The sequence below is a fragment of the Enterovirga rhinocerotis genome (assembly GCF_004363955.1).
GTDB lineage: Bacteria > Pseudomonadota > Alphaproteobacteria > Rhizobiales > Beijerinckiaceae > Enterovirga > Enterovirga rhinocerotis.
The window spans coordinates 1-23,014 of the sequence record NZ_SNZR01000001.1; the positions used below are offsets into that span (position 1 = coordinate 1).

Below are 23,014 nucleotides of genomic sequence, written 5' to 3' on the forward strand. Positions count from 1 at the left end.
TGCGCGGGTCCCTCCTATGGACTCCGGGGACGACCCACCCAGGCGGGGTCAATATTGGACGCCGATCGGGGGTCAATGTTCCGAGCCGTTTGACATCGCCGAAGGCTTGATCCCAGCCCGAAAGGTCGGCTCCGCTACCATCGTCCGGCATGTGGATCTTCAGGCATTTGTCGACACCGCCCCTCTCACGGAAGCCTCCAACCGGGCGCGTAGATGTCGTGAAGGCGCGCTTCGGTCATAGGCGCGCGGAGGGGAAGCGCTCACGAAAACGCCCGCTCGGCATCGCAGCCGGCGGGCGCCTCATCGTCTCGATCGCGCGCGGGACTATGTGCCGGGACGGGCGACGAAACTGCCGCCGGTGCTCAAGCCCCTCGGGGCGATCACCAGCGGTCTGAGTGATATGGAGCGCGTCGGTGGCTCAAGCAAGGCAGGCGCGACCGCTGCGGCGCCTATCTGTTCGGTTGCGGCCCCTTCCCGGAGACGCCCGGTAATGGGCCGGTGTCACCAGCCGGCCGTTGAGTGGTCGGCGCGGTTGGGCCGGGTGTCTGACCGGCACCCCGAATGGAGGTCTCACCCTTCTGGCCGGTGCCGCTCGTGGCTGGGCCTGTGGTGGACGGGGCAGTGGATCCGCCGGGCTGGGAAGCGCTTCCTGCCGGAGGCATAGACGCAGGCTGTGCCAGCGCCGTGCTGGCGATGATGGACGCTCCGAAAGCGGCGGTGATGATCTTGATCATGGTCACACTCCTCACTCAGCAACGTTGCCGTTGCGCGAGGGTTCGCCCGATCGCTTGCTCCGTCCTACAGCCGCCCGAGGTGCGAGCCCGTTCGGGCCACACCAGCGATCTTTAGCGACTGCCTCCGTCACTGCTCGGGAAGGCCGGCTTTGATTCGAATGCCTCTACCGCCTGTCGGCTGATCCGCAGAAGCTTATCGCTCATCGGCAGAGCTTCTAGGGATCCCTTGGCGATGAGCGACCTCACGTGATTGGGCGAGCATTGCCAGCGTTCGGCAAGCGTTTTGGCGCTATAGGCATTCGGGATTCTCGCTGGCGCCTCCGACGGCAGATGGGCTTCGGCTTCTCGGGCTGCTCCTTCGAGAAGGTAGGCGAATTGCCCCAGCCCGTGGGATGGCGCCTCATCGCGAAGCGCGCGAACCTGCCGAATTGCTCGCTGGAGCCATTCTGCCTTCGAGGTCATCTGAAACGCCGAGTTTCGGTTCTTGAGGGTCCGCAGGATTGCCGGCCGGGTCGTTCGCGGCAAGGCGACCGACGCTGAACTCACGGCTTGTGCTTACCTCCTGCTTACCCAGCAGAAAATTGAAGCGTCCACCACTCGTCCTAAGTGCTTGAAATTCCTTGGTGGAGCTGAGGGGATTCGAACCCCTGACCTCTGCAGTGCGATTGCAGCGCTCTCCCAACTGAGCTACAGCCCCGGCCCGAAGGCCGCGCCTTGTAGGGCGTGCGGCCGGTCGGTGTCAACGCTCCTTCTCGCGCCGTGTGGTCGTCCTCGGACGTGCGGGTCACGGCGCCTCCGTGGAGGGCATCCTGCCGTCTGGCGCGGCGGGATGAGGCGGCGCGATTCGGCGTCGGCAGGCGCCCCGGCATCGACGCGCCCCTGTTCCAGCGGCCGGCCTCCTCGACACTCGCATGGCCCTTGAGATACCGCCTTGTGCCGAAAGGGCCGGGCGCCGAGGCGCGTCCTGGACCCGAAATGCGATCAGCAGGCCCGATGGGATGGACATGACCGGTTCACCGATGCCGCCGGCAGGCCCCGCCGGTCCGGACCTGGCGGCGCAGTTGCGGGCCGCGTTGCCCGGTCTGCGCGGCCGGCTCGAGGCCGATGCGCCGATGGCGCCCCTTTCGTGGTTCAGGACCGGGGGACGCGCGGATATCCTGTTCGTGCCGGAGGACGAGGCCGATCTCGCCCTGTTCCTCGCCGGCGCCCCGCCCGAGCTGCCGGTGCTCGTCGTCGGGCTCGGCTCGAATCTCCTGGTGCGCGACGGCGGCGTTCGCGGAGCCGTCATCCGGCTCGGCAGGGGGCTGTCGCAGATCGCGGTCGAGCCCGGCTGCCGCGTGCGGGCCGGGGCCGGCGCGCCGGACGTCAAGGTCGCCCGTGCGGCGGCCGAGGCGGGGATCGACGGCCTCGCCTTCCTCCGCGGCATCCCCGGCGCGGTCGGCGGCGCCCTGCGGATGAACGGGGGCGCCTATGGCGGCGAGACGAAGGACGTGCTGGTCGAGGCGCGCGCCCTCGACCGGGCCGGACGCTCGGTCGTGCTCTCGCGCGAGGCGATGGGGTTCGGCTATCGGCGCAGTGCGGCCCCGGCCGACCTGATCTTCACCGAGGCGCTGTTCGAGGGCCGGCCGGGCGATCCGGCCTCGATCCTCGCGGCCATGGCGGTCATCACCGACCAGCGTTCCTCGACCCAGCCGGTGAACACGCGGACGGGCGGCTCGACCTTCAAGAACCCGCCGGGCGCCAAGGCCTGGGAACTCGTCGACCAGGCCGGCTGCCGGGGCCTGCGCATCGGCGACGCCCAGGTCTCGGAGATGCATTGCAACTTCCTGGTCAATCTCGGCCATGCGACGGCCGCCGAGATCGAAGGCCTCGGCGAAGAGGTCCGCCGCCGCGTCCGGGAGACGTCGGGCATCGAACTGGACTGGGAGATCAAGCGGGTCGGCGAGCCGGCCTGAGAGGCCAGCTGGACACGTCCCGCCTCGTCATCGGCGGATTAACGCGGCGATGGTGCGTGCTTCGAGACGCGCCTTCGGCGCTCCTCAGCATGACGCGGTCTTTGGGCTCCACCAGCAGCGTCATGCTGAGGAGCCGGTCGCGCAGCGAGCGGCGTCTCGAAGCACGCACCACGCATTTCGCGCAAAGTCTCCGGGATTCGAGAAGAGCCGCCGGGCCCGAGATTACGCGCCCTTTCCGTCGTCGTCCTCCTCGGCCGCCTCTTCCCGCTCCGCCTCGCTCGGCGTGAATTCGCGGCCGGGCCGGAAGCGCGTCATCTTCGGCGGGTCGCTGGCGGGGAAGCTGTCTTCCAGCTCCCGGTCGAGTTCCGCGTCGATCTCGGCGCGTTCCGCCTCGGCGCGCTCGACTTCGGTGCGGTCCTTGCCCCCATTCATGTCGTCCCCTCCGCAAACGAGAAGGGGCGGCCCGAAAGCCGCCCCGACGATCCTCAGTTCAGCGTCGCGCCGGCCGGCCGACGCTCCTGGCCGACCGCGACGTCGCCGATCATCAGGCCGAGCGGCCCGAGCTTGACCGGCACCGTCTCGCCGTCATGGACCGTGCCGGCGAGGATCAGCTCGGCGAGCGGGTCCTGCACCGCCTTCTGGATCACGCGCTTCAGCGGGCGCGCGCCATAGGCGGGGTCGTACCCCTTCTCGGCCAGCCAGCCGCGGGCGGTGGGGTCGAGCTCGAGCGTGATCTTGCGCTCGTCGAGCAGCCGCTGCAGCCGGGAGACCTGGATGTCGACGATCGCACCCATCTCGCTCCGTTGCAGGCGGTGGAAGAGGATGATCTCGTCGATCCGGTTCAGGAATTCGGGCCGGAAATGGCCCCGCACGACCCCCATCACCTCCTCGCGGACGGCATCTGTGTCCTGGCCCTCGGGCTGGTTCACGAGATACTCGGCGCCGAGATTCGACGTCATGATGATCAGCGTGTTGCGGAAATCGACCGTGCGGCCCTGTCCGTCCGTCAGGCGCCCGTCGTCGAGCACCTGCAGGAGGATGTTGAACACGTCCGGATGCGCCTTCTCGATCTCGTCGAAGAGAACGACCTGGTAGGGCCGGCGGCGCACGGCCTCGGTGAGGGCGCCGCCCTCCTCGTAGCCGACATAGCCGGGAGGTGCGCCGATCAGCCGGGCGACCGAGTGCTTCTCCATGTACTCCGACATGTCGATCCGAACGAGCGCGTTCTCATCGTCGAACAGGAACGCCGCGAGCGCCTTGGTCAGCTCGGTCTTGCCGACGCCGGTGGGGCCGAGGAACATGAACGAGCCGATGGGCCGGTTCGGATCCTGCAGGCCGGCCCGGGCACGCCGCACGGCGGTCGAGACCGAATGCACGGCCTCGCTCTGGCCGACGACGCGCTTGCCGATGGCCTCTTCCATGCCGAGCAGCTTCTCGCGCTCGCCCTCGAGCATCTTGTCGACGGGGATGCCCGTCCAGCGCGAGACGACGCCGGCGACGTGGGAGGGCGTGACGGCCTCCTCCATCATGCCCGAGCCGTTGCCGCGCGTGCCGTCCTCGGCCCTCGCCTCGAGGTCGGACAGCTCCTTCTCGAGCTCCGGGACGATGCCGTAGGCGAGTTCGCCCGCGCGCTGGTACTGGCCGGAGCGCTGCGCCTGGGCGAGTTCGGTGCGGGCCTCGTCGAGCTTCTTCTTGAGCTCCGCGGCGCGGCCAAGCTTGTCCTTCTCGGCCTTCCAGCGGGCCGTGATGGCGGAGGATTGCTCCTCGAGATCGGCGAGTTCCTTCTCGAGCCGTCCGAGCCGGTCCTTGGAGGCCTGGTCGGTCTCCTTCTTGAGGGCCTCGCCCTCGATCTTCAGCCGGACGATCTCGCGGTCGATGTTGTCGAGTTCCTCCGGCTTCGAATCGACCTGCATGCGCAGGCGCGAGGCCGCCTCGTCGACGAGGTCGATGGCCTTGTCGGGCAGGAAGCGGTCGGTGATGTAGCGGTTCGAGAGCGTCGCCGCCGCGACCAGGGCCGAATCCTGGATCCGCACGCCGTGGTGCTGCTCGTATTTCTCCTTGATCCCGCGCAGGATCGAGACCGTGTCCTCGACCGTCGGCTCGGACACGAAGACGGGCTGGAAGCGCCGGGCGAGGGCGGCGTCCTTCTCGACATGCTTCCTGTACTCGTCGAGCGTGGTCGCGCCGACGCAATGCAGCTCGCCGCGGGCGAGGGCGGGCTTCAGGAGGTTCGAGGCGTCCATCGCCCCGTCCGCCTTCCCGGCGCCGACGAGCGTGTGCATCTCGTCGATGAAGAGGACGATGCCGCCTTCGGCCGAGGTGACTTCGGAGAGGACCGCCTTCAGCCGCTCCTCGAACTCCCCGCGATATTTCGCGCCCGCGATGAGCGCGCCCATGTCGAGCGCGAGCAGCTGCTTGTCCTTGAGGCTCTCCGGCACGTCGCCATTGACGATGCGGAGCGCGAGACCCTCGACGATCGCCGTCTTGCCGACGCCGGGCTCGCCGATCAGGACCGGGTTGTTCTTGGTGCGCCGCGACAGCACCTGGATGGTGCGCCGGATCTCCTCGTCGCGGCCGATGACCGGGTCGAGCTTGCCCTCGCGCGCCGCCTCGGTGAGATCGCGCGCGTATTTCTTCAGCGCATCATAGGCGTTCTCGGCCGAGGCGTTGTCGGCCGTGCGTCCCTTACGGAGCGCGTTGATGGCGGTGTTGAGGCCCTGCGCGGTGACGCCCGCGGCCGCGAGCAGGCGGCCGGTGTCGCTGTCCTTCTCGATGGCGAGGGCGAGCAGCAGCCGCTCGACGGTGACGTAGCTGTCGCCGGCCTTCTTCGCCGCCTCCTCGGCGGTGTCGAAGACGCGTACGATCTCGCGCGTCGCCTGCGGCTGGGAGGCGTTGCCGGAGACTTTCGGCTGCTTGGCGAGCCAGGCCTCGATGGCCTGGCGGATATCGGCGGAGCGCCCGCCGGCCCGGTCGATCAGGCCGCCGCACAACCCCTCGGGGTCGTCGAGCAGAACCTTGAGCAGATGGCCGGGCTGGAGCTGCGGGTTGCCCTCCCGCATGGCCAGCATCTGGGCCGCCTGGATGAAGCCGCGTGCACGCTCGGTGTATTTTTCGATGTCCATGGAACCCCCTCGTTCGGCGCACCGCCCAAGACAGGCACGGCACGACGACAAAGATGTCCGCCGAGCGGCCTCGCGACCCTGGCGGACGCCGGCCCGCTACGGCACCGGCCTGACACATCTGGTGTGTCTTTGCGGTTACACAAGAGGGGAGGGCAGAGATCGGCGGGCGATGTCGTCCCCCCTCCGGAACGGACGATCCGCACAACGATTGTCCTCCCATCCGGAATGCGCGATGACCGACCGCAAGCTCGCCGATCACCCTCTGGACGATCAGGTCCCGCAGGTGCCTCGCCGCCCCGACGACAAGCACTCTTTGCCCCGACCGGCTGAGGGGCCTCGCGAGCACGCGAATGTCGAGATGGAGAGCGGGCCGGTCGATCGCGAGGAACGCGACGACCCGTTTCCCGAGATGCCGTGAGAGGAGACATGATGCGGGTCGCTTCCCTTCATCGCTACCCGGTCAAGGGGCTGTCGCCGGAATCCCGGGAGAGCTTCGAGCTCGAACCGCGCCGCTACGTGCCGGGCGACCGGCTCTATGCGATCGAGAACGGTCCCTCGGGCTTCGATCCGGCCGCGCCGCGCCACCAGCCCAAGATCAAGTTCCTGATGCTGATGCGCAACGAGCGGCTCGCGACGCTCCGGACCCGCTATGTCGACGAGACGACGACGCTCGTGATCGAAGAGGAAGGGCAGGAGGTCCTGCGGGCCGATCTCTCGGCCGAGGCGGGCCGCTCCTCGGTCTCCGCGTTCTTCGAAGGGTTCATGCCGGCCGAGTTGCGTGGCCCGCCGCGGGTCCTCAAGGCGCCCGACGGGTTCCGCTTCACCGATTCCCGGAGCGGGTTCATCTCGCTCCTCAATCTCGCGAGCGTTGCGGCGCTCGAGGAGAGGATCGGCGCCCCGGTCGACCCGCTTCGCTTTCGCGCCAACGTCGCCATGGAGGGGCTTCCGGCCTGGACGGAGTTCGACTGGATCGGCCGCTCGATCCGGATCGGCGAAGAGGCCGTCGTGACGGTGACCAAGCGCATCGTGCGCTGCGCCGCGACCGAGGTCGATCCTGCGACGGGAGCGCGCGACCTCGACGTGGTCCGTACACTTCAGCGGAACTGGGACCACGCCGATTGCGGCATCTATGCCGAGATCGTCCGGCCCGGCCGGATCCGGCCGGGCGATGCGATCGAGGTGATGGAACCGGCTCAGGCGGAACTCGCGCTGGCCTGAGCCCGCCGCGAGGCGGTCGAAGTCGCCATGTCCTGGATATCTGCGCCCGACCCGTCGGATCTCCGCATATTTTTCGATCATCTTAACGTGATGTCCGGAATCATGCCGAACCTTCGTTTTTCAAGAAGGATGGATGATGTCCTGCAGTTCTCGGCCGCGCCGGGTGCTATGGGATCGTCGTAAGGTCGGGCTCCGGTCTTGACGGCACGGCATCCGTCAGAGCAGGCGCGATGGTGCGCAGGGATATGGCGAGCACACCCATGCTGATCCGCTCATCGTCTGCCCGCTCGGCATCGAGGTTCTCATGAGCGGCTCCGATCCGCGTCTTCCGCGCTCACCCGAGGTCGGCCGTGCGCTGCGGGTCTGCTCGCCCGCCTTCATCGGCGTCGCCCTGTTCTCGGCGATCGTGAACATCCTCTACCTGACCGGCTCGCTCTACATGCTGCAGGTATACGATCGGGTGCTGACCAGCCGCTCGGTCGCGACCCTGGTCGCGCTGTCCCTGATCGTGCTCGCGGCCTTCGCCCTCCAAGGCGCGCTCGACTGGCTGCGGACGCGCATGCTGGCCCGCATCGGCGCGCGGTTTGACGAGCTGCTCGCGCCCCGCGTCTATCAAGCGGTGGCAGAGCTGCCGCTGAGAGGCGTGCGCGGGACCGACGTCGCGGCGCCCGTCCGCGATCTCGACCAGGTCCGCGCCTTCCTGTCGAGCCTCGGCCCGACGGCCTTGTTCGACATGCCGTTCCTGCCGATCTTCCTCGTCGCGACCTTCCTGCTCCATCCCTGGCTCGGCTGGCTGACGGTCGGCGGCGGGGTCGTGCTCGTCGTCCTCACGCTGCTGACCGAGCGTCGAAGCCAGGCTCCGGCGCGCGCCTTGGCGGAGATCGGGGCGCAGCGCGGCATGCTGGTCGAGACGACGCGGCGCAACGCGGAGGTCCTGTCGGCGCTCGGCATGCGGTCCAACTTCCTCGGTCGCTACAGCGATCTGAGCGACCGGCACGTCGCCGAGACGCTGCGCGCCAGCGACGTCGTCAGCGGGATCGGTTCCTTCGCGAAGGTGTTCCGGCAGGTCCTGCAATCGGCCGCTCTGGGCCTCGGTGGCTATCTCGCGATCAAGGGCGAGATCTCGGCGGGCACGATCATCGCGGCCTCGATCCTGACCTCGCGGTCGCTCGCGCCGATCGAGGTCGCCGTCGCGCATTGGAAGGGGTTCGTCGCCGCGCGCCAGGGCTATCACCGCCTGGAGCGGGTCCTCGCCGTCGTGCCGGCCCCGGAGCAGCGGCTTGCGCTCCCCACTCCGGCGAAATCCCTCGTCATCGAGGACGTCTTCGTCGCGCCGCCGGGCCAGACCAAGCCCGTGCTCAGCGGCCTCAGCCTGGCGCTGTCGTCCGGAGACGCCCTGGGCGTGATCGGCCCGACGGGATCGGGAAAGTCCACGCTCGCCCGCGCGCTCGTCGGTGTCTGGCCGATCCTGCGCGGCGCCGTCCGGCTCGACGGAGCGGCGCTCGACCAGTGGGGCGACCAGCTCGGCCGGCATGTCGGCTACCTGCCGCAGGATGTGGAGCTGTTCGACGGCACGGTCGCCGAGAACATCTCGCGCTTCGCGGCAGAGCCGGATCCCGAGGCGATCATCGCGGCCGGCCGGGCCGCCGCCGCGCATGACATGATCGTGGCCCTGCCGAAGGGCTACGACACCCGCATCGGCGAGGCGGGCGCGGCCCTGTCCGGAGGCCAGCGCCAGCGGATCGCGCTTGCCCGCGCGCTCTATGGCGATCCCTTCGTCGTGGTGCTCGACGAGCCGAACGCCAATCTCGACCATCAGGGCGAGGAAGCGCTCAGCGCGGCCATCCAGTCGATCCGTGCGCGGGGCGGGGTGGCGGTCGTGATCACGCACCGCATCTCGGGCCTCGCGGCCGTCAACCGCGTCGCCATCGTGCAGGATGGGCGGCTCGAGAAGACCGGGCCGCGCGACGAGATCCTCAAGACACTTGTCAGGCCCGTTCCCAATCCGCCGGCACAGCAGCCGCGCGCTCAGTCGGAGGCGGCCGAATGAGCGCCGATCGCAAACCCGATTACCAGCGCTCGCTGCGACGGCAGCATGTCGCGGGCCTCGCCATCATCGCCTTCTTCGGTCTGACGCTCGGCGTCTGGTCGATGACGACCTCGCTGCGCGGCGCTGTGGCCGCCGGCGGCCAGTTCGTCGTGACCGGCGACGTCAAGAAGGTCCAGCATCCGACCGGGGGCGTGGTGGGCCAGCTCCTGGTCCGCGACGGCGACAAGGTCGAGGCCGGGGACGTGCTCCTGCGGCTCGACGAGACGATCCCGCGCGCCAATTACCAGATCGTCACGAAGCAGCTCGACGAGTTCGCGGTGCGCGCCGTGCGTCTCGAGGCCGAGCGCGACGGCAGCGACCGCCTCGTCGTGCCCGAGGCCCTGGCGAGCCGCCGGGACGAGCCCGCCATCGCGAAGCTTCTCGCGGCCGAGACGCGCTTGTTCGAGGTCCGCCACTCGGCGCGCGAGGGGCAGAGGCAGCAGCTCAAGAAGCGCGTCGCCCAGCTCCGCGACGAGATCGCGGGCCTCAAGGCGCAGCAGGCGGCCAAGGCGAAGGAGTCCGAGATCATCGCGACCGAGCTCGTCGGCGTCCAGGATCTCTACCGGCAGAACCTCGTCCAGCTCACCCGTCTCAGCGCGCTCCAGCGCGATCAGGCCTCGATCGCCGGCCAGCGCGGCCAGCTCACCGCCGCCGTGGCGCAGGCCGAGGGGAAGATCGCCGAGACGGAGCTTCAGATCATCCAGATCGACGAGGAGCTGCGCGCCGAGGTGATGAAGGAGCTGCGGGAGATCCAGGGCCGCGAGGCCGAGCTGATCGAACGCAAGACGGCCGCCGAAGACCAGCTCCGCCGCGTCGATCTCAAGGCGCCGACTTCGGGCACCGTCCACCAGCTCGCCGTCCATACGGTGGGCGGCGTCATCTCGCCGGGCGAGGTCACGATGCTGATCGTTCCGGCGGGGGTCGCGCTCGAACTCGAAGCCCGTGTCCCGCCGAACGAGATCGATCAGGTCGCCCGCGGTCAGACGGCGCGCGTGCGCGTCCAGGCCGGCCACCAGTCGCAGAACCCGGAACTCGCCGGCACGGTCACGCGCGTCTCGGCCGACGTGACGAAGGACGAGCGCCAGGGGCTGGTCTTCTATACGGTGCGCGTCGCGGTCCCGCCGGAGGAACTCAAGCGCCTCAATCCGATCTCGGTCATCGCCGGGATGCAGGCGGAGGCCTTTATCGAGACGGTCGAGCGCAGCCCGATCGACTTCCTGTTGAAGCCTCTGCGCGACCAGATCTCGCGGACGTTCCGCGAACGCTGAGGCCGGCCCTTCAGGCGTCGCGCCTCCGCAACACCACGGCGCGGTCCCGGCCGGCGAGGTCGCGCTCGACGGCCTCTACGACCAGCTCCGTCTCGCCCGAGAGCGCCTTGAGCGCATCGGCCTGATCCCATCCGATCTCGAGGACCGCCAGGCCTCCCGGCGCGAGGAGGCGGGGGAGGGCGGCGAGGATCGCCCGATAGGCGGCGAGCCCGTCGCCTCCGCCGTCGAGGGCGAGGACGGGGTCGTAGGCGACGACCTCCGGCGCGAGGCGCCCGAGATCGGCCTCGGCGATATAGGGCGGGTTCGACATGACGAGGTCGAAGCTGCCGCGCACCGCAGCGTCCCAGCATCCGCAGAGGAAGGCCGCGCGCTCCCCGACCCCGTTCCGCCTCGCATTGGCCCTCGCCGTCGCCGCAGCCTCGGGGGACAGGTCGATCCCGAACCCGGCCGAGCACGGCAGTTCCGACAGGAGGGCGACGAGGATGCAGCCCGTTCCGGTGCCGAGATCGAGGAGGCGCAGCGGCGCCTGCCGGTCGGGGATGCGGGCCAGGGCGGCCTCGACGACGGTTTCGGTATCGGGGCGCGGCTCGAGCGTCGCCGGGGACAGCCGGAACGGCAGCCCCCAGAACTCCCGGGTGCCGAGGATCCGCCCGACAGGCTCGCGCGCCAGCCGGCGCCGCAGATGCGTGGCGAGGCGGGCGCGGCCGGCCTCGTCCACGGCATCCTCTCCTCGGACCAGGAGCCCGGCCGCATCCGTACCGAGGGCATCTGCCACGAGCAGGCGTGCATCGAGGACAGGATCGTCGATCCCCGCCGCCTCCAGCGCGGATCGGACATGGCGCAGCGCGGCCTCCCACGAGAGGCCCGCAGGCAAGTCGCGCGGCACGGGGGCTGGCTGGCGATCGGACATGGTTCGTTCGCTACCCTTCCGGCGGTCGGGCCCGCAAGCTCGGAGCGCGACCCCTCCGCTCCGCAGGGGCGCGGCACGATCCGGCCCCCATGCGGCAAGGACCCGCTTCACAGGGTCGGCGCGCTTCGTCTATGGAACGGCTCGAAGGGACGCCGGGCCGGCGTCCGGGAGCAGAATATGGACGCGATCGACCGGGCCCCCAAGCTCGTGACGGTGTTCGGAGGCTCGGGGTTTCTCGGCCGGCATGTCGTGCATGCGCTTGCGCAGGGCGGCTACCGGGTGCGTGTCGCGGTCCGGCGGCCGGACCTCGCCTATTTCCTCCAGCCGCTCGGCCGCGTCGGGCAGATCCAGGTCGTCCAGGCGAATCTGCGCTATCCGCGCTCGATTGAGGCGGCGGCGGCGGGCGCCGACGCCGTCGTCAATCTCGTGGGGATCCTCGCGGAAAGCGGGCGGCAGCGGTTCCACGCGGTCCAGGCCGAGGGGCCGAACCTGATCGCGCAGGCCACGCCGGCCGATGCCATGCTGGTGCATGTTTCGGCGCTCGGCGCGAGCCTGCATTCGGCCTCGCGCTACGCTCATTCGAAGGCCGAGGGCGAGGCCGCCGTGCACACCCATCGTCCGGACGCGATCATCCTGCGGCCCTCGGTGATGTTCGGGAAGGGCGACACCTTCTTCAACCGCTTCGCCGCGCTCGCCCGCGCGCTGCCGGTGCTTCCGCTGGCGGGCGCGGACACCAAGTTCCAGCCGGCCTTCGTGGGTGACGTCGCGCAGGTCGTCGCGCGGGCGGTCTCGGGCACGGTGCCGGCCGGACGGATCTACGAACTCGGCGGACCCGAGGTGAAGACGCTGCGCGAACTCGTCGAATACGTGCTCGCCGTCACGGAGCGCGAGCGTGTGATCGCGCCCCTGCCGTTCGGTCTCGCGAAGGTCCAGGCGCGCGTCCTCTCGCTGATCAATGCGCTGACGCTCGGCCTCATGCCGGCTGAGCTCAAGCTGACCGTCGATCAGGTCGAGCTTCTGCGCACGGACAATGTCGTGTCCGAAGCCGCGATCGCCGAGGGCCGCAGCTTCGAGGGGCTGGGGATCGCGGCCGATACCTTCGCGGCCGTCGCCCCGAGCTATCTCGGCCGCTTCCGCAAGACGGGCCAGTTCGACATCGCCCGCGCCGCCTGAGAGCGGCGCGTCGTTCAATTCAAGGGAAGGATAACGGTCATGGAGAGTTACGGCCATTTCATCGGCGGCAAGCGCGTCGCCAGCACGTCGGGCCGCACGGCCGACGTGTTCGAGCCGATGACGGGCGAGACCCGGGCCACGGTGGCGCTCGCCTCGAAAGCCGAGGTGCGAGCGGCGATCGAGAACGCGAAGGCGGCCCAGCCGGCCTGGGCGGCGACCAATCCGCAGCGCCGCGCGCGCGTCATGATGCGGTTCGTCGACCTCGTGACCAAGCATTACGACGAACTCGCCGATCTCCTCGCCCGCGAGCACGGAAAGACCGTCCCGGACGCGAAGGGCGACATCCAGCGCGGCCTCGAAGTGGCCGAGTTCGCCTGCGGCATCCCGCACCTGATGAAGGGCGAATACACGGAGGGCGCGGGGCCGGGCATCGACATCTATTCGATGCGCCAGCCGCTCGGCGTCGTCGCCGGCATCACGCCGTTCAACTTCCCGGCCATGATTCCGATGTGGAAATTCGCGCCGGCCATCGCCTGCGGCAACGCCTTCGTGCTGAAGCCCTCCGAGCGTGATCCTGGCGTGCCGATGCGCCTCGCCGAGCTGATGATGGAGGCGGGCCTGCCTGCCGGCATCCTCAACGTCGTGAACGGCGACAAGGAGGCCGTCGACGCGCTTCTCGACGACCGCGACATCAAGGCGGTCGGCTTCGTCGGCTCCTCGCCCATCGCTCAGTACATCTACGAGCGGGCCGCGGCGTCCGGAAAGCGCGCGCAGTGCTTCGGCGGCGCCAAGAACCACATGATCATCATGCCCGATGCCGACATGGACCAGACGGTCGATGCGCTGATCGGCGCCGGCTACGGTTCGGCCGGCGAGCGCTGCATGGCGATCTCGGTCGCGGTGCCGGTCGGACAATCGACCGCCGATCGGCTGATGGAGAAGCTGATCCCGCGCGTCGAGAACCTCAAGGTCGGCCCCTCGACCGACCCGTCCGCCGATTTCGGTCCGGTCGTCACCCGCGCCGCGCTCGAGCGCATCAAGGGTTATGTCGATCTCGGCATCCAGGAAGGCGCCAAGCTCGTCGTCGACGGGCGCGACTTCAAGATGCAGGGCTACGAGGACGGCTTCTACATGGGCGGCTGCCTGTTCGACGACGTGAAGTCGGACATGCGCATCTACAAGGAGGAGATCTTCGGCCCGGTCCTCTCCGTCGTCCGCGCCAACACCTACGAGGAGGCGCTCCGCCTGCCGACCGAGCACGAATACGGCAACGGCGTCGCGATCTTCACCCGCGACGGCGACGCGGCCCGCGACTTCGCGGCCAAGGTCGATGTCGGCATGGTCGGCATCAACGTGCCGATCCCGGTTCCGATCGCCTATTACACCTTCGGCGGCTGGAAGGCCTCGGGCTTCGGCGACCTCAACCAGCACGGCCCGGATTCGGTCCGCTTCTACACCAAGACCAAGACCGTCACCTCGCGCTGGCCCTCCGGCGTGAAGGAAGGCGCGGAGTTCGTCATCCCGACGATGGAGTGACGCTGACGCTCGGTTCAGACGTCTGATAGAGTGGCTCCCGCGTGGCATTGCTTCGCGGGAGACCTCATGCGAGCCGAGAAGACCTCGCCTCCGATGACAGTCGAGGAGTTCCTCGACTGGGCCGAGGGGCGGGAGGGCCGGTACGAACTGGAGGACGGCGCCGTCATCGCGATGGCTCCGGAGCGGGTCGTGCATGCGCGCGTCAAGGCTCGCAGCTACCTGGCGGTGGCGGGCGCCATCGACAGGTCCGGCGCGCCTTGCGAGGCCTTCGTCGATTCGATTGCCGTCCGCATTGCGGCCGCAACCTCGTATGTCCCGGATGTGCTCGTTCAATGCGGCGAGCAACTTCGCGGCGAGGCGCGAGAAGCCACCGCGCCGGTCGTTGTCGTCGAGGTGTTGTCGCCGTCCACTGCCTATCGGGATGCCAGCGCGAAGCTGGCAGGCTATTTTAGGGTCGCCGCGCTGCATCACTATCTGATCGTCGATCCCGGTCGGCGGCTCGTTATCCATCATAGCAGGGGTGTGCAGGACGTGATCGAGACCCGCCTCCTCGCCGAGGGCGACCTCGTGCTCGATCCGCCAGGGTTGACCGTGTCCATCGCCGACATGCTCGGGCCGGAAGAGACGGTGTCGGAGGAATCTATACCGCTGGGGACGGAGCCATGACGCCCCGCACGGTTCCCGCCGTGGCGATCCTGCTTCTTGCCGGTGCCGCAATCGCCGCGCCCGCGCCCGAGGTTCCGCCCGGCTGCCGCCTCGACGACAGCTCGACCTCTCTTCTTCGCATCTACGAATGCCAGGAGAAGCTGCGCATCGCCGCCGAGACGGCGACCCGCGTCGCCGCGATCGAGCGCGACGGGCGGCTCGTCGGCGTCAGGGTCGACGGCGGCGCGGTGCTCGTCGAGACGGCCGGTCGGCGTGAGGGCTTCCGGATCGTCACGGCGGAGGCGGTCACGGAGCTGCGTGACGCCGCGGTCGCGGTCGAGACCGCGCCCGGCAAGACGGCGGTCTTCGTCAAGGGAGGCGGCGCATCGGTCAGCCGGGACGGAGGGTCCGTTTCGCTGACGGCAGGGCAGGGCGTCGACGTGGCGGCGGCGCGGCCGGTCGCGCAGAGGCCCGCTCCCGCACCGTCCCGCGGACCGGCGGCCGTTCCTTCGCCCGCGCCGCCGCCCGTTTCGGGCGCGGCGCCTCCCTCCGCGGCACCCGGTGGCCTCGAGGTCAGGACGTGGGGCCGCGAGCGGGCCGGACAGCTCCTCGCACGGCTCGGGCAATCCTGAGGCGCAGCGCTATCCGCTCGGCAGGAGGGCCGGTTCCGGCAGGCGGCCCTCGACGATCAGCCTGTCGCTCTCGTCCTTGAGCCGGATGCCCGTCACGCGCCGCCGCAGCGCCTGGTCGAGAAGCCAGGCGATCTGGAAGGCGGCGCGCTCATAGGAGAGGCCCTCGGGCCGGATGTTCGACAGACAGTTCCGGTCGGCATCGGTCGTCGCGTCCGGCTTCGGGCCGAAGGTGAGATAGGCGCCGAGGCTGTCGGGCGCCGAAAGCCCCGGCCTTTCTCCGATCAGGACCAGGACCGCCTCGGTGCCGAGGCGGGACGCGACGGCATCGCCCAGGGCGACCCGGGCCTGGGTCGCGAGAGCGATCGGCGCGAGGTGCCAGCCCGCGGCTGCGATCCAGGGCCTCAGGGCGGCGAGGAGCGGGGCCGCGTTCCGCTCGATCGCAGGCGAGGACAGCCCGTCCGCGACCATGATCGCGAGGTCGAAGCGACCCTCGCGAGAAATCCGGCCCTCCTCGTCCCGAGCCGCGAAAGCCGCGTCGGACGCTGCCGACAGCTGCCGTCCGAGATCGGGGCGGGCGAGATAGGTCGTGCGGTCGGGGGCCGCGCTCGCGATGCGCACCACCTCGAGGCCGAGGCCCTCGATCTCCGCCGCGACCCGCTCCGCATCGAGCCCGATCCGGACGGCATCGCGGGCCTGTGCATGAGCCATCGCGAAGCCGAGCAGGTCGCGCGTCGGCTGGGCGGCCCCGGCCCGGCCGAGTGCGATCCGGGCCGGGGTGAAGCGGCGGAGCGCGTCCCAGGGATCGGCCTCGAACCCGCCGCTCATGCCGCGAGGGCCGGTGCGGCGAGGAGCGGATGGTCGCGGCCGGCGGTGCGGAGCCGGCGGGCCTCGTCGAGGAGGCCCATGCGCGTCAGCCAGGCCTCGAATTCGGGCGCGTGGCGCAGCCCCAGGGTCTGCCGCAGGTACAGCGCGTCGTGGAAGGAAGTGGATTGGTAGCCGAGCATGACGTCGTCGGCGCCGGGCACGCCCATCACGAAGTTCACGCCCGCGACGCCGAGGAGCGTGAGCAGGTTGTCCATGTCGTCGCTGTCGGCCTCGGCATGGTTCGTGTAGCAGACGTCGCACCCGAGCGGCACGCCCATCAGCTTGCCGCAGACATGATCCTCGAGGCCCGCCCGGGTAATCTGCTTGCCGTCATAGAGATATTCCGGCCCGATGAAGCCGACGACGGTGTTGACGAGAAGCGGCGAGAATTCCCGTGCCACCGCATAGGCCCGCGCCTCCAGCGTCTGCTGGTCGACGCCGTGATGGGCGCCGGCCGAGAGGCATGAGCCCTGGCCCGTCTCGAAATACATCACGTTCCGCCCGACGGTCCCGCGCCCGAGCGACTGCGCCGCCGCCTCGGCCTCGCGCAGCAGGGAGAGGGTGACGCCGAAGGAGGCGTTCGCCGCTTCCGTGCCGGCGATCGACTGGAAGACGAGATCGACCGGTGCTCCGGCTTCGATGAGGCCGATGCTCGTCGTCACGTGGGTGAGGATGCAGGATTGCGTCGGGATGTCGTGGCGGACGATCACCTCGTCCAGCATCCGCACGAGATCGCCGAGGATGGCGGGGGAATCGGAGGCCGGGTTGATGCCGATCACGGCATCGCCCGCTCCGTAGAGAAGGCCGTCGATGGTCGCCGCGAGGATGCCGCGGGCATCGTCCGTCGGGTGGTTGGGCTGGAGCCGCACGGCGAGCGTGCCCGGCAGGCCGATCGTGTTCCGGAATTTCGTCACGACCGAGCATTTGCGCGCGACCGCGATCAGGTCCTGGTTGCGCATCAGTTTGGACACCGCCGCCGCGATCTCGGGCGTGATCGCCGGGGCGAGCGCCGCGAGCCGCGCCGCGTCGCAGGCCGGGGAGAGCAGATGCTCGCGGAAGGCGCCGACCGTCATCGAGCGGATCGAGGCGAAGGCGGCTCCGTCGTGTCGGTCGAGGATGAGCCGCGTGACCTCGTCGGTCTCGTAGGGGATCAGCGGCTCGTCGAGGAGACGCTGCAGCGGCAGGTCGGCGAGCGCCATGCGCGCGGCGACCGATTCCGCGAGGGTCGATGCGGCGATCCCGGCGAGGCGGTCGCCGGAGCGCGGCGGCGTCGCCTTCGCCATCAGATCCTTCAGGTCCCGGAAGACATGCGTCGTCGCGCCGATGCTGTGCCGAAAGGTCAAGACGAGCCTCCTTTGGCGGGATCCCTAGCAAGGTTCGGTCCGGCGGGCGCGTCAAGCGCGCTTTCTTGGGCGCTATGGATGTGCTATCGAAAACGATAGCGGGACGACGCGAGGGTGCTGCCCGATGGCCCAGGTTCTTATTCGCAACGTGGACGAGGACACGGTCGAGAGCTATCGCCAGAAGGCGAAGATCAAGGGCATCTCGCTTGAGCAGGAGCTTCGCAATCTGCTCGAGGCGCACAAGCCCTTTACGCCGGACGAGCGGTTGGCGGTGTCGCGTGCGATCCGGGCGAAGCAAAAGGGCGTCGCTCCGTCTCTCACGCTCGATGAGATCCGCGAGGGCCTGATGTGAGCGCGCTGGTCGTCGATGCCAGCGTCGCCGTCAAATGGTTCGTTCAGGAAGATGACAGCGAGGACGCGGTTCGAATCCTCGATTCGGTCGATGATCTCCACGCGCCGCGTTTGCTCAAACTCGAACTGGCCAACGCCCTTTGGGCCAATGTCGGCAGGGGCGTGATCGGCATCGACCAGGCGCATGAAGGGATCCTGCGGATCGAGCGCACGATGTCCCGCTGGCACGATGACGAAAGCCTGATCCTGCAAGCGTTCGATTGGAGCGTCTCCTACAGGCACCCGATCTATGATTTCTGCTACCTCTCTCTCGCTTTGACGCTGGGATTGCGTGTCGTCACGGCCGATCGCCGCTTCTTGCGGCTGTTGGCAGGAAGCCCCCAAGCCAATCTCGTCGTTTCACTGACGGACATCCGATGACCCTCTTCACCCTCCCCGAAGACCAGATCGCCATCCGCGACATGGCGCGCGATTTCGCCGCCGAGAAGATCGCCCCGCATGCCGTCGAATGGGACGAGGCGAAGCATTTCCCGGTCGACGTCATGCGCGAGGCGGCGGCGCTCGGCATGGGGGGCATCTATATCCGGGACGATCTCGGCGGGTCGGGCCTCGCGCGGCTCGACGCGGCCCTGATCTTCGAGGCTCTGGCAACGGGATGCCCGGCGGTCTCGGCCTTCATCTCGATCCACAACATGTCGGCCTGGATGATCGACAAGTTCGGGTCGCAGGAGCAGCGCGAGCGCTGGTTGCCGGGCCTCTGCACGATGGAGCTTCTCGCGAGCTACGCGCTGACCGAACCCGGCTCCGGCTCGGATGCGGCGGCGCTGCGCGCGACGGCCCGCCGCGACGGCGACGACTACGTGCTCGACGGCTCGAAGCAGTTCATCTCGGGCGCCGGCTCGTCCGACCTCTACGTCGTCATGGCGCGGACGGGCGAGGAGGGGCCGCGCGGCATCTCGACCCTCGTCGTGCCCCGCGACGCGCCGGGCCTCTCCTTCGGCCCGAACGAGCGCAAGATGGGCTGGAACGCGCAGCCGACCCGGCAGGTGATCTTCGACAATTGCCGGGTGCCGGTCGCGAACAGGCTCGGCGACGAGGGGATCGGCTTCCGGATCGCGATGGCGGGGCTCGACGGCGGCCGGCTCAATATCGGCGCCTGCTCGCTCGGCGGGGCGCAGGCCGCGCTCGATCGGACCCTCGGCTACATGAGCGAGCGCAAGGCCTTCGGGAAGCGGCTCGACGCCTTCCAGGCCCTCCAGTTCCGCCTCGCCGACATGGCGACCGAGCTCGAGGCGGCGCGCGTGTTCCTCTATTCCGCAGCGGCGGCCTATGACCGCGGCGATGCCGACACGACGCAACGCTGCGCCATGGCCAAGCGCTTCGCGACGGATGTCGGCTTCAAGGTCGCGAACGACGCGCTCCAGCTCCACGGCGGCTACGGCTATCTCGCCGAATACGGCATCGAGAAGATCGTCCGCGACCTGCGCGTGCACCAGATCCTCGAGGGCACGAACGAGATCATGCGCCTGATCGTCGCCCGGGGCCTCGTCGGCCGGTAGCCGCGGCGCCGCCTGTTCGGACAAGGCCGCTTGCACCTTGTCTTGCGGGCTCGGAGCGCGCATATCGGGGCCGGGAGGTTGGCGGGGGACGTTTCACTCGCCAACCGGGTCAGATCCGGAAGGAAGCAGCCCTAACGAGACCGAGCGGGTCTTCGTCCAGCCTCCCACCCGTTCAGCCCTCCGGCGCCGGCTGCACGCGGCGCGACCGCAGCATCGATGAGCGACATCCGGGACGGCGAACCACAGACCGGCGGCGATGAAGGACAGGCGGCGCTCCTCGGCTTCGAGGCGCCCCCCTCCGCCCAGCCGGCCCCGACGCCCTATCGCGTCCTGGCCCGCAAATACCGGCCGCAGACCTTCGCCGACCTCATCGGCCAGGAGGCGATGGTCCAGACGGTGAGGAACGCCTTCGCGGCGAACCGCATCCCTCAGGCCTGGATGCTGACCGGGGTCCGCGGCGTCGGCAAGACGACGACCGCCCGCATCCTCGCCCGCGCCCTGAACTACGATACCGGGGAGCCGGGCTCCGGCCCCTCGATCGACATGCCGGATCTCGGCATCCATTGCCGCGCCATCATGGAATCGCGCCATGTCGACGTGCTCGAGATGGATGCGGCCTCCCATACCGGCGTCGAGAACATCCGCCAGATCACCGACGCCGTCCGCTACGCACCCGTCCAGGCCCGCTACAAGGTCTATGTGATCGACGAGGTGCACATGCTCTCGACGGCGGCCTTCAACGCGTTCCTGAAGACGCTGGAAGAACCGCCGCCTCACGCGAAATTCGTCTTCGCGACGACGGAAATCCGGAAGGTCCCCGTCACGATCCTGTCGCGCTGCCAGCGTTTCGACCTGCGCCGGGTCGAGAGCGCGACGCTCATCGCCCATCTCGACCGCATCTGCCGGGCGGAGGCCGTCGAGGCGGAGCCGGAGGCGCTCGCGGCCATCGCCCGGGCGGCCGAGGGCTCGGTGCGCGATTCGCTCTCGCTGCTCGATCAGGCCGTGGCGCATGGCGCCGGCGCGGTGACGGCGATCGGCGTGCGCGACATGCTCGGCCTCGCCGACCGCAGCCAGGTCATCGATCTCTTCGAGGCGGCGATGCGGGGCGACGTGCCCGGCGCCTTCGCCGTCCTGCGGGCCGGCTGGGATGCCGGGGCCGACCCGCGCCAGATGATGGAGGACCTCGCGGCCTTCACCCATCTCGTCACGCGCATCAAGCTCGTCCCGGACGCCGCCGACGATCCCTCGCTCACCGAGGCCGAGCGTCTGCGCGGGCGCGAGTTCGCCGGCAGGCTGCCGGTTCGGGCCCTGTCCCGGGCCTGGCAGATCCTGCTGAAGGCCGTGCCGGAGGTGGGAGCGGCACAGAGGCCGCTCGCGACGGCCGAGATGGCGCTCGTGCGCCTCGCCTACGCGGCCGACCTGCCGAGCCCCGACGAGGTTCTGCGGAGCCTTCGCGGCGAGGCTTCGGCCCCGCCAACGAATGGCGGCGGCGGGGGAGGGCGTGCGCCGTCCGGCGGGTTCTCGGGCTCGCTCGCCATGGCGCGCACGGAGCCGGCTCCGATGCGCATGGACGCGGTGCCGACGACGGCGCCCCGTCTCCAGGCCGTTCCGCGCACGGACGCGCCTCCGGCTGCCGTTCCGGTGCCGGCACCCCAGACCGAGGCGGTCGTGCTGCGCCGGTTCGAGGACGTCGTCGCCCTCGCGGGCGAGAACCGTGACGTCATGCTCAAGACCGCGCTCGAACGTGACGTCCGGCTCGTCCAGTTCGAGGATGGCCGGATCGAGATCGCGCTCGAGCCGACGGCGCGGCAGACCCTTCCCGGTGAACTCACCACGGCGCTGCAGGCCTGGACGAACCGGCGCTGGGTGATCAGCCTCTCCAAGGAGGCCAGCGCGCCCACGATCGCGGAGGAGCGGACCCGCCGCGAGACCGAGCGCCGCCAGGACGCGACCAATCATCCCCTCGTCCAGGCGGTGCTGAGCAGCTTTCCTGGCGCGAAGGTGGTCGACGTCCGCGAGCGGGCGCCCGAGCCCGAAGCGGCGGAGGACGAGCCCCAGGCCGTCGACCGCACGGGCGAGGCCGGAGCCGACGAGGACGAGGAGACCTGACACGAGCGCCTAGGCCGGAATCCCCACGCTCCTCATGCCGAGGTGGCCGCCAACCCTCCCTGGAGGGGGAGGGTCGGACCGAAGGTCCGGGGAGGGGTGATGCACGGCCTCCACTTCGGAGACGCCGACAGTGGGGAGAGGTGGTCGTCACCCCACCCCGCCGGCTTCGCCGGCGACCCTCCCCCTCCAGGGGAGGGTTAGGCGAAGCGACACCGTCACGCCGCCATGTGGCAGCGGACGAGCGTGGTCTGGGACCGGCTCCGAGGCATCGCCTCGGTCGAGCATTGGATGCGGAGGATCGTATGAAGGACATCATGGGGCTGATGAAGCAGGCGCAGGGCCTGCAGAAGAAGATGGCCGACGCCCAGGCCGAGCTCGAATCCCTCGAGGTCGAGGGCGCGGCCGGCGGTGGGATGGTCAAGGTCGTCTCGACGGCCAAGGGCGCGGTGAAGTCGGTCAAGATCGACCCCTCGCTCCTCTCCCCTGACGAGGGCGAGATCCTGGAAGACCTCGTCCTCGCGGCGCTGAACGACGCGCGCGGCAAGGCCGAGCGCCTCGTCGCCGAGAAGATGGGACAGCTCACGGCCGGCCTGCCCCTGCCGCCCGGCATGAAGCTGTTCTGAGGGCGGCGCGCCTCTCCGCATGGCCCAGACCATCGCCGGCCCCGAGATCGAGCGGCTGATCCAGCTGCTCGCGCGGCTCCCGGGGCTCGGGCCGCGTTCGGCTCGCCGCGCCGCGCTCCATCTCATCGGCCGGCGCGAGCAGTTGCTCGGGCCGCTCGCGGACGCGTTGGCGGTCGCGCGGGAGCGCATCACCGTCTGCTCGGCTTGCGGCAACGTCGATACCAGCGATCCCTGCACGATCTGCCGCGATCCGAGCCGGGACCCTGCGATCATCGTCGTGGTCGAGGGGGTGTCGGACCTCTGGGCGCTGGAACGGGCGGGCGCGATCCGGGCCGGCTACCACGTCCTCGGCGGGGTCCTCTCGCCGCTCGACGGCGTGCGGCCGGAGCATCTCTCCCTCGACAGCCTCGTCGCGCGGGCCGGGCGGCCCGAGACGAAGGAGCTGATCCTCGCGCTCTCCGCGACGGTCGATGGCCAGACGACGGCCCATTACGTCACCGAACTCGTCCGGCACCTCCCGGTGACGGTGACGCGCCTCGCCCATGGCGTGCCGATCGGCGGCGAGCTCGACTATCTCGACGAAGGCACCCTGACGGCCGCCTTGCGTCAGCGGACGCCGTTCTGAGCCGGGCCCTCACGCGGGACGCTCTTCCCGGAGCGCGGGCCGCGCATCGTCCCATCCATGGAAGGCGCCCGGGTTCGCCCGTCATCGCCTGAGGCTCGAAGGCTGCCGGTCCGCCTGCGCGTAGAGGTGCGGAAGCCGTGGGAAATCGGGCCTGTCGGACTTTTGTCGCAAAAATTTCACTGGGGGTGTTGACTTGGTTGGGGGCGGGCTCTAGAACCCATCCATCGACGGCGCGCCGGACACGGCTTCGCCGCCAAA

The 23,014-nt window shown here is 69.6% G+C and carries 20 protein-coding genes, 1 tRNA gene and 1 other RNA gene; 16 read left to right on the plus strand and 6 right to left on the minus strand.

Annotated elements, in window-relative coordinates; all coding sequences use genetic code 11:
- Positions 1-1,355: 1,355 nt before the first annotated feature.
- Positions 1,356-1,431: transfer RNA gene (locus EV668_RS00005), tRNA-Ala, on the minus strand.
- Between the two features lie 307 nt (positions 1,432-1,738).
- Between EV668_RS00005 and murB the strand changes: the two genes are divergently transcribed.
- Positions 1,739-2,689 (plus strand): UDP-N-acetylmuramate dehydrogenase, encoded by a 951-nt coding sequence (murB, locus tag EV668_RS00010; protein ID WP_245512730.1) that lies wholly within the window; start codon positions 1,739-1,741, stop codon positions 2,687-2,689.
- Between the two features lie 222 nt (positions 2,690-2,911).
- On the opposite strand, the gene EV668_RS00015 is transcribed toward murB, so the two are convergent.
- On the minus strand, positions 2,912-3,121 hold the full coding sequence (locus tag EV668_RS00015) for a hypothetical protein (RefSeq protein ID WP_133767797.1): 210 nt from the start codon (positions 3,119-3,121) through the stop codon (positions 2,912-2,914).
- Between the two features lie 53 nt (positions 3,122-3,174).
- On the minus strand, positions 3,175-5,811 hold the full coding sequence (clpB, locus tag EV668_RS00020; RefSeq protein ID WP_133767799.1) for an ATP-dependent chaperone ClpB: 2,637 nt from the start codon (positions 5,809-5,811) through the stop codon (positions 3,175-3,177).
- 232 nt (positions 5,812-6,043) lie between these two features.
- On the opposite strand from clpB, the gene EV668_RS00025 reads away from it, so the two are divergent.
- From EV668_RS00025 to EV668_RS00040, 4 genes are all read left to right on the plus strand, one after another.
- Positions 6,044-6,229 (plus strand): hypothetical protein, encoded by a 186-nt coding sequence (locus EV668_RS00025; RefSeq protein WP_133767801.1) that lies wholly within the window; start codon positions 6,044-6,046, stop codon positions 6,227-6,229.
- Between the two features lie 11 nt (positions 6,230-6,240).
- Positions 6,241-7,029 (plus strand): MOSC domain-containing protein, encoded by a 789-nt coding sequence (locus tag EV668_RS00030; protein ID WP_133767803.1) that lies wholly within the window; start codon positions 6,241-6,243, stop codon positions 7,027-7,029.
- A 304-nt stretch (positions 7,030-7,333) separates the two neighbouring features.
- Positions 7,334-9,079, plus strand: coding sequence for a type I secretion system permease/ATPase (locus tag EV668_RS00035; protein WP_133767805.1), 1,746 nt, complete (start codon positions 7,334-7,336; stop codon positions 9,077-9,079).
- Positions 9,076-10,386, plus strand: a complete 1,311-nt coding sequence (locus EV668_RS00040) for an HlyD family type I secretion periplasmic adaptor subunit (RefSeq protein ID WP_133767807.1) — start codon at positions 9,076-9,078, stop codon at positions 10,384-10,386. The genes EV668_RS00035 and EV668_RS00040 overlap by 4 nt, the downstream gene beginning before the upstream one ends.
- 10 nt (positions 10,387-10,396) lie before the next feature.
- Here EV668_RS00040 and prmC read toward each other — a convergent pair whose 3' ends face one another.
- Positions 10,397-11,296, minus strand: a complete 900-nt coding sequence (gene prmC, locus EV668_RS00045; RefSeq protein ID WP_133767809.1) for a peptide chain release factor N(5)-glutamine methyltransferase — start codon at positions 11,294-11,296, stop codon at positions 10,397-10,399.
- 177 nt (positions 11,297-11,473) lie between these two features.
- Here prmC and EV668_RS00050 point away from each other — a divergent pair, with 177 nt between their 5' ends.
- The 4 genes from EV668_RS00050 (at position 11,474) to EV668_RS00065 (ending at position 15,282) form a co-directional block, all read left to right on the plus strand.
- Positions 11,474-12,469: a complex I NDUFA9 subunit family protein gene (locus EV668_RS00050; RefSeq protein ID WP_133767811.1), complete on the plus strand. Its 996-nt coding sequence runs from the start codon at positions 11,474-11,476 to the stop codon at positions 12,467-12,469.
- A 39-nt stretch (positions 12,470-12,508) separates the two neighbouring features.
- A complete protein-coding gene (locus tag EV668_RS00055; protein WP_133767813.1) occupies positions 12,509-14,005 on the plus strand; it encodes a CoA-acylating methylmalonate-semialdehyde dehydrogenase in 1,497 nt (498 codons plus the stop codon).
- Between the two features lie 66 nt (positions 14,006-14,071).
- Positions 14,072-14,671, plus strand: coding sequence for a Uma2 family endonuclease (locus EV668_RS00060; protein ID WP_133767815.1), 600 nt, complete (start codon positions 14,072-14,074; stop codon positions 14,669-14,671).
- Entirely contained in the window at positions 14,668-15,282 is a 615-nt protein-coding gene (locus EV668_RS00065) for a hypothetical protein (RefSeq protein WP_133767817.1), read from the plus strand. Before EV668_RS00060 ends, EV668_RS00065 begins: the two co-directional genes overlap by 4 nt.
- Positions 15,283-15,291: 9 nt before the next feature.
- On the opposite strand, the gene eutC is transcribed toward EV668_RS00065, so the two are convergent.
- The gene (gene eutC / locus EV668_RS00070) at positions 15,292-16,107 is read right to left on the minus strand and encodes an ethanolamine ammonia-lyase subunit EutC (RefSeq protein WP_133767819.1); all 816 of its coding nucleotides are present in this window, start codon (positions 16,105-16,107) and stop codon (positions 15,292-15,294) included.
- On the minus strand, positions 16,104-17,489 hold the full coding sequence (locus tag EV668_RS00075; protein WP_133767821.1) for an ethanolamine ammonia-lyase subunit EutB: 1,386 nt from the start codon (positions 17,487-17,489) through the stop codon (positions 16,104-16,106). The genes eutC and EV668_RS00075 overlap by 4 nt, the downstream gene beginning before the upstream one ends.
- A gap of 124 nt (positions 17,490-17,613) precedes the next feature.
- Here EV668_RS00075 and EV668_RS00080 point away from each other — a divergent pair, with 124 nt between their 5' ends.
- From EV668_RS00080 to recR, 7 genes are all read left to right on the plus strand, one after another.
- Complete coding sequence (locus EV668_RS00080) at positions 17,614-17,841, plus strand: FitA-like ribbon-helix-helix domain-containing protein (RefSeq protein WP_133767823.1); 228 nt, start codon at positions 17,614-17,616, stop codon at positions 17,839-17,841.
- Positions 17,838-18,260, plus strand: a complete 423-nt coding sequence (locus EV668_RS00085; protein WP_133767825.1) for a type II toxin-antitoxin system VapC family toxin — start codon at positions 17,838-17,840, stop codon at positions 18,258-18,260. Before EV668_RS00080 ends, EV668_RS00085 begins: the two co-directional genes overlap by 4 nt.
- A complete protein-coding gene (locus tag EV668_RS00090; RefSeq protein WP_133767827.1) occupies positions 18,257-19,399 on the plus strand; it encodes an isobutyryl-CoA dehydrogenase in 1,143 nt (380 codons plus the stop codon). Before EV668_RS00085 ends, EV668_RS00090 begins: the two co-directional genes overlap by 4 nt.
- Positions 19,400-19,471: 72 nt before the next feature.
- An RNA gene (ffs, locus tag EV668_RS00095) (signal recognition particle sRNA small type) lies at positions 19,472-19,568 on the plus strand.
- Between the two features lie 47 nt (positions 19,569-19,615).
- Positions 19,616-21,508: a DNA polymerase III subunit gamma/tau gene (locus EV668_RS00100; protein ID WP_133767829.1), complete on the plus strand. Its 1,893-nt coding sequence runs from the start codon at positions 19,616-19,618 to the stop codon at positions 21,506-21,508.
- 302 nt (positions 21,509-21,810) lie between these two features.
- Entirely contained in the window at positions 21,811-22,131 is a 321-nt protein-coding gene (locus EV668_RS00105) for a YbaB/EbfC family nucleoid-associated protein (protein ID WP_133767831.1), read from the plus strand.
- Positions 22,132-22,150: 19 nt separating this feature from the next.
- Positions 22,151-22,756, plus strand: a complete 606-nt coding sequence (gene recR / locus EV668_RS00110; RefSeq protein WP_133767833.1) for a recombination mediator RecR — start codon at positions 22,151-22,153, stop codon at positions 22,754-22,756.
- The last annotated feature ends 258 nt before the right edge of the window (positions 22,757-23,014 follow it).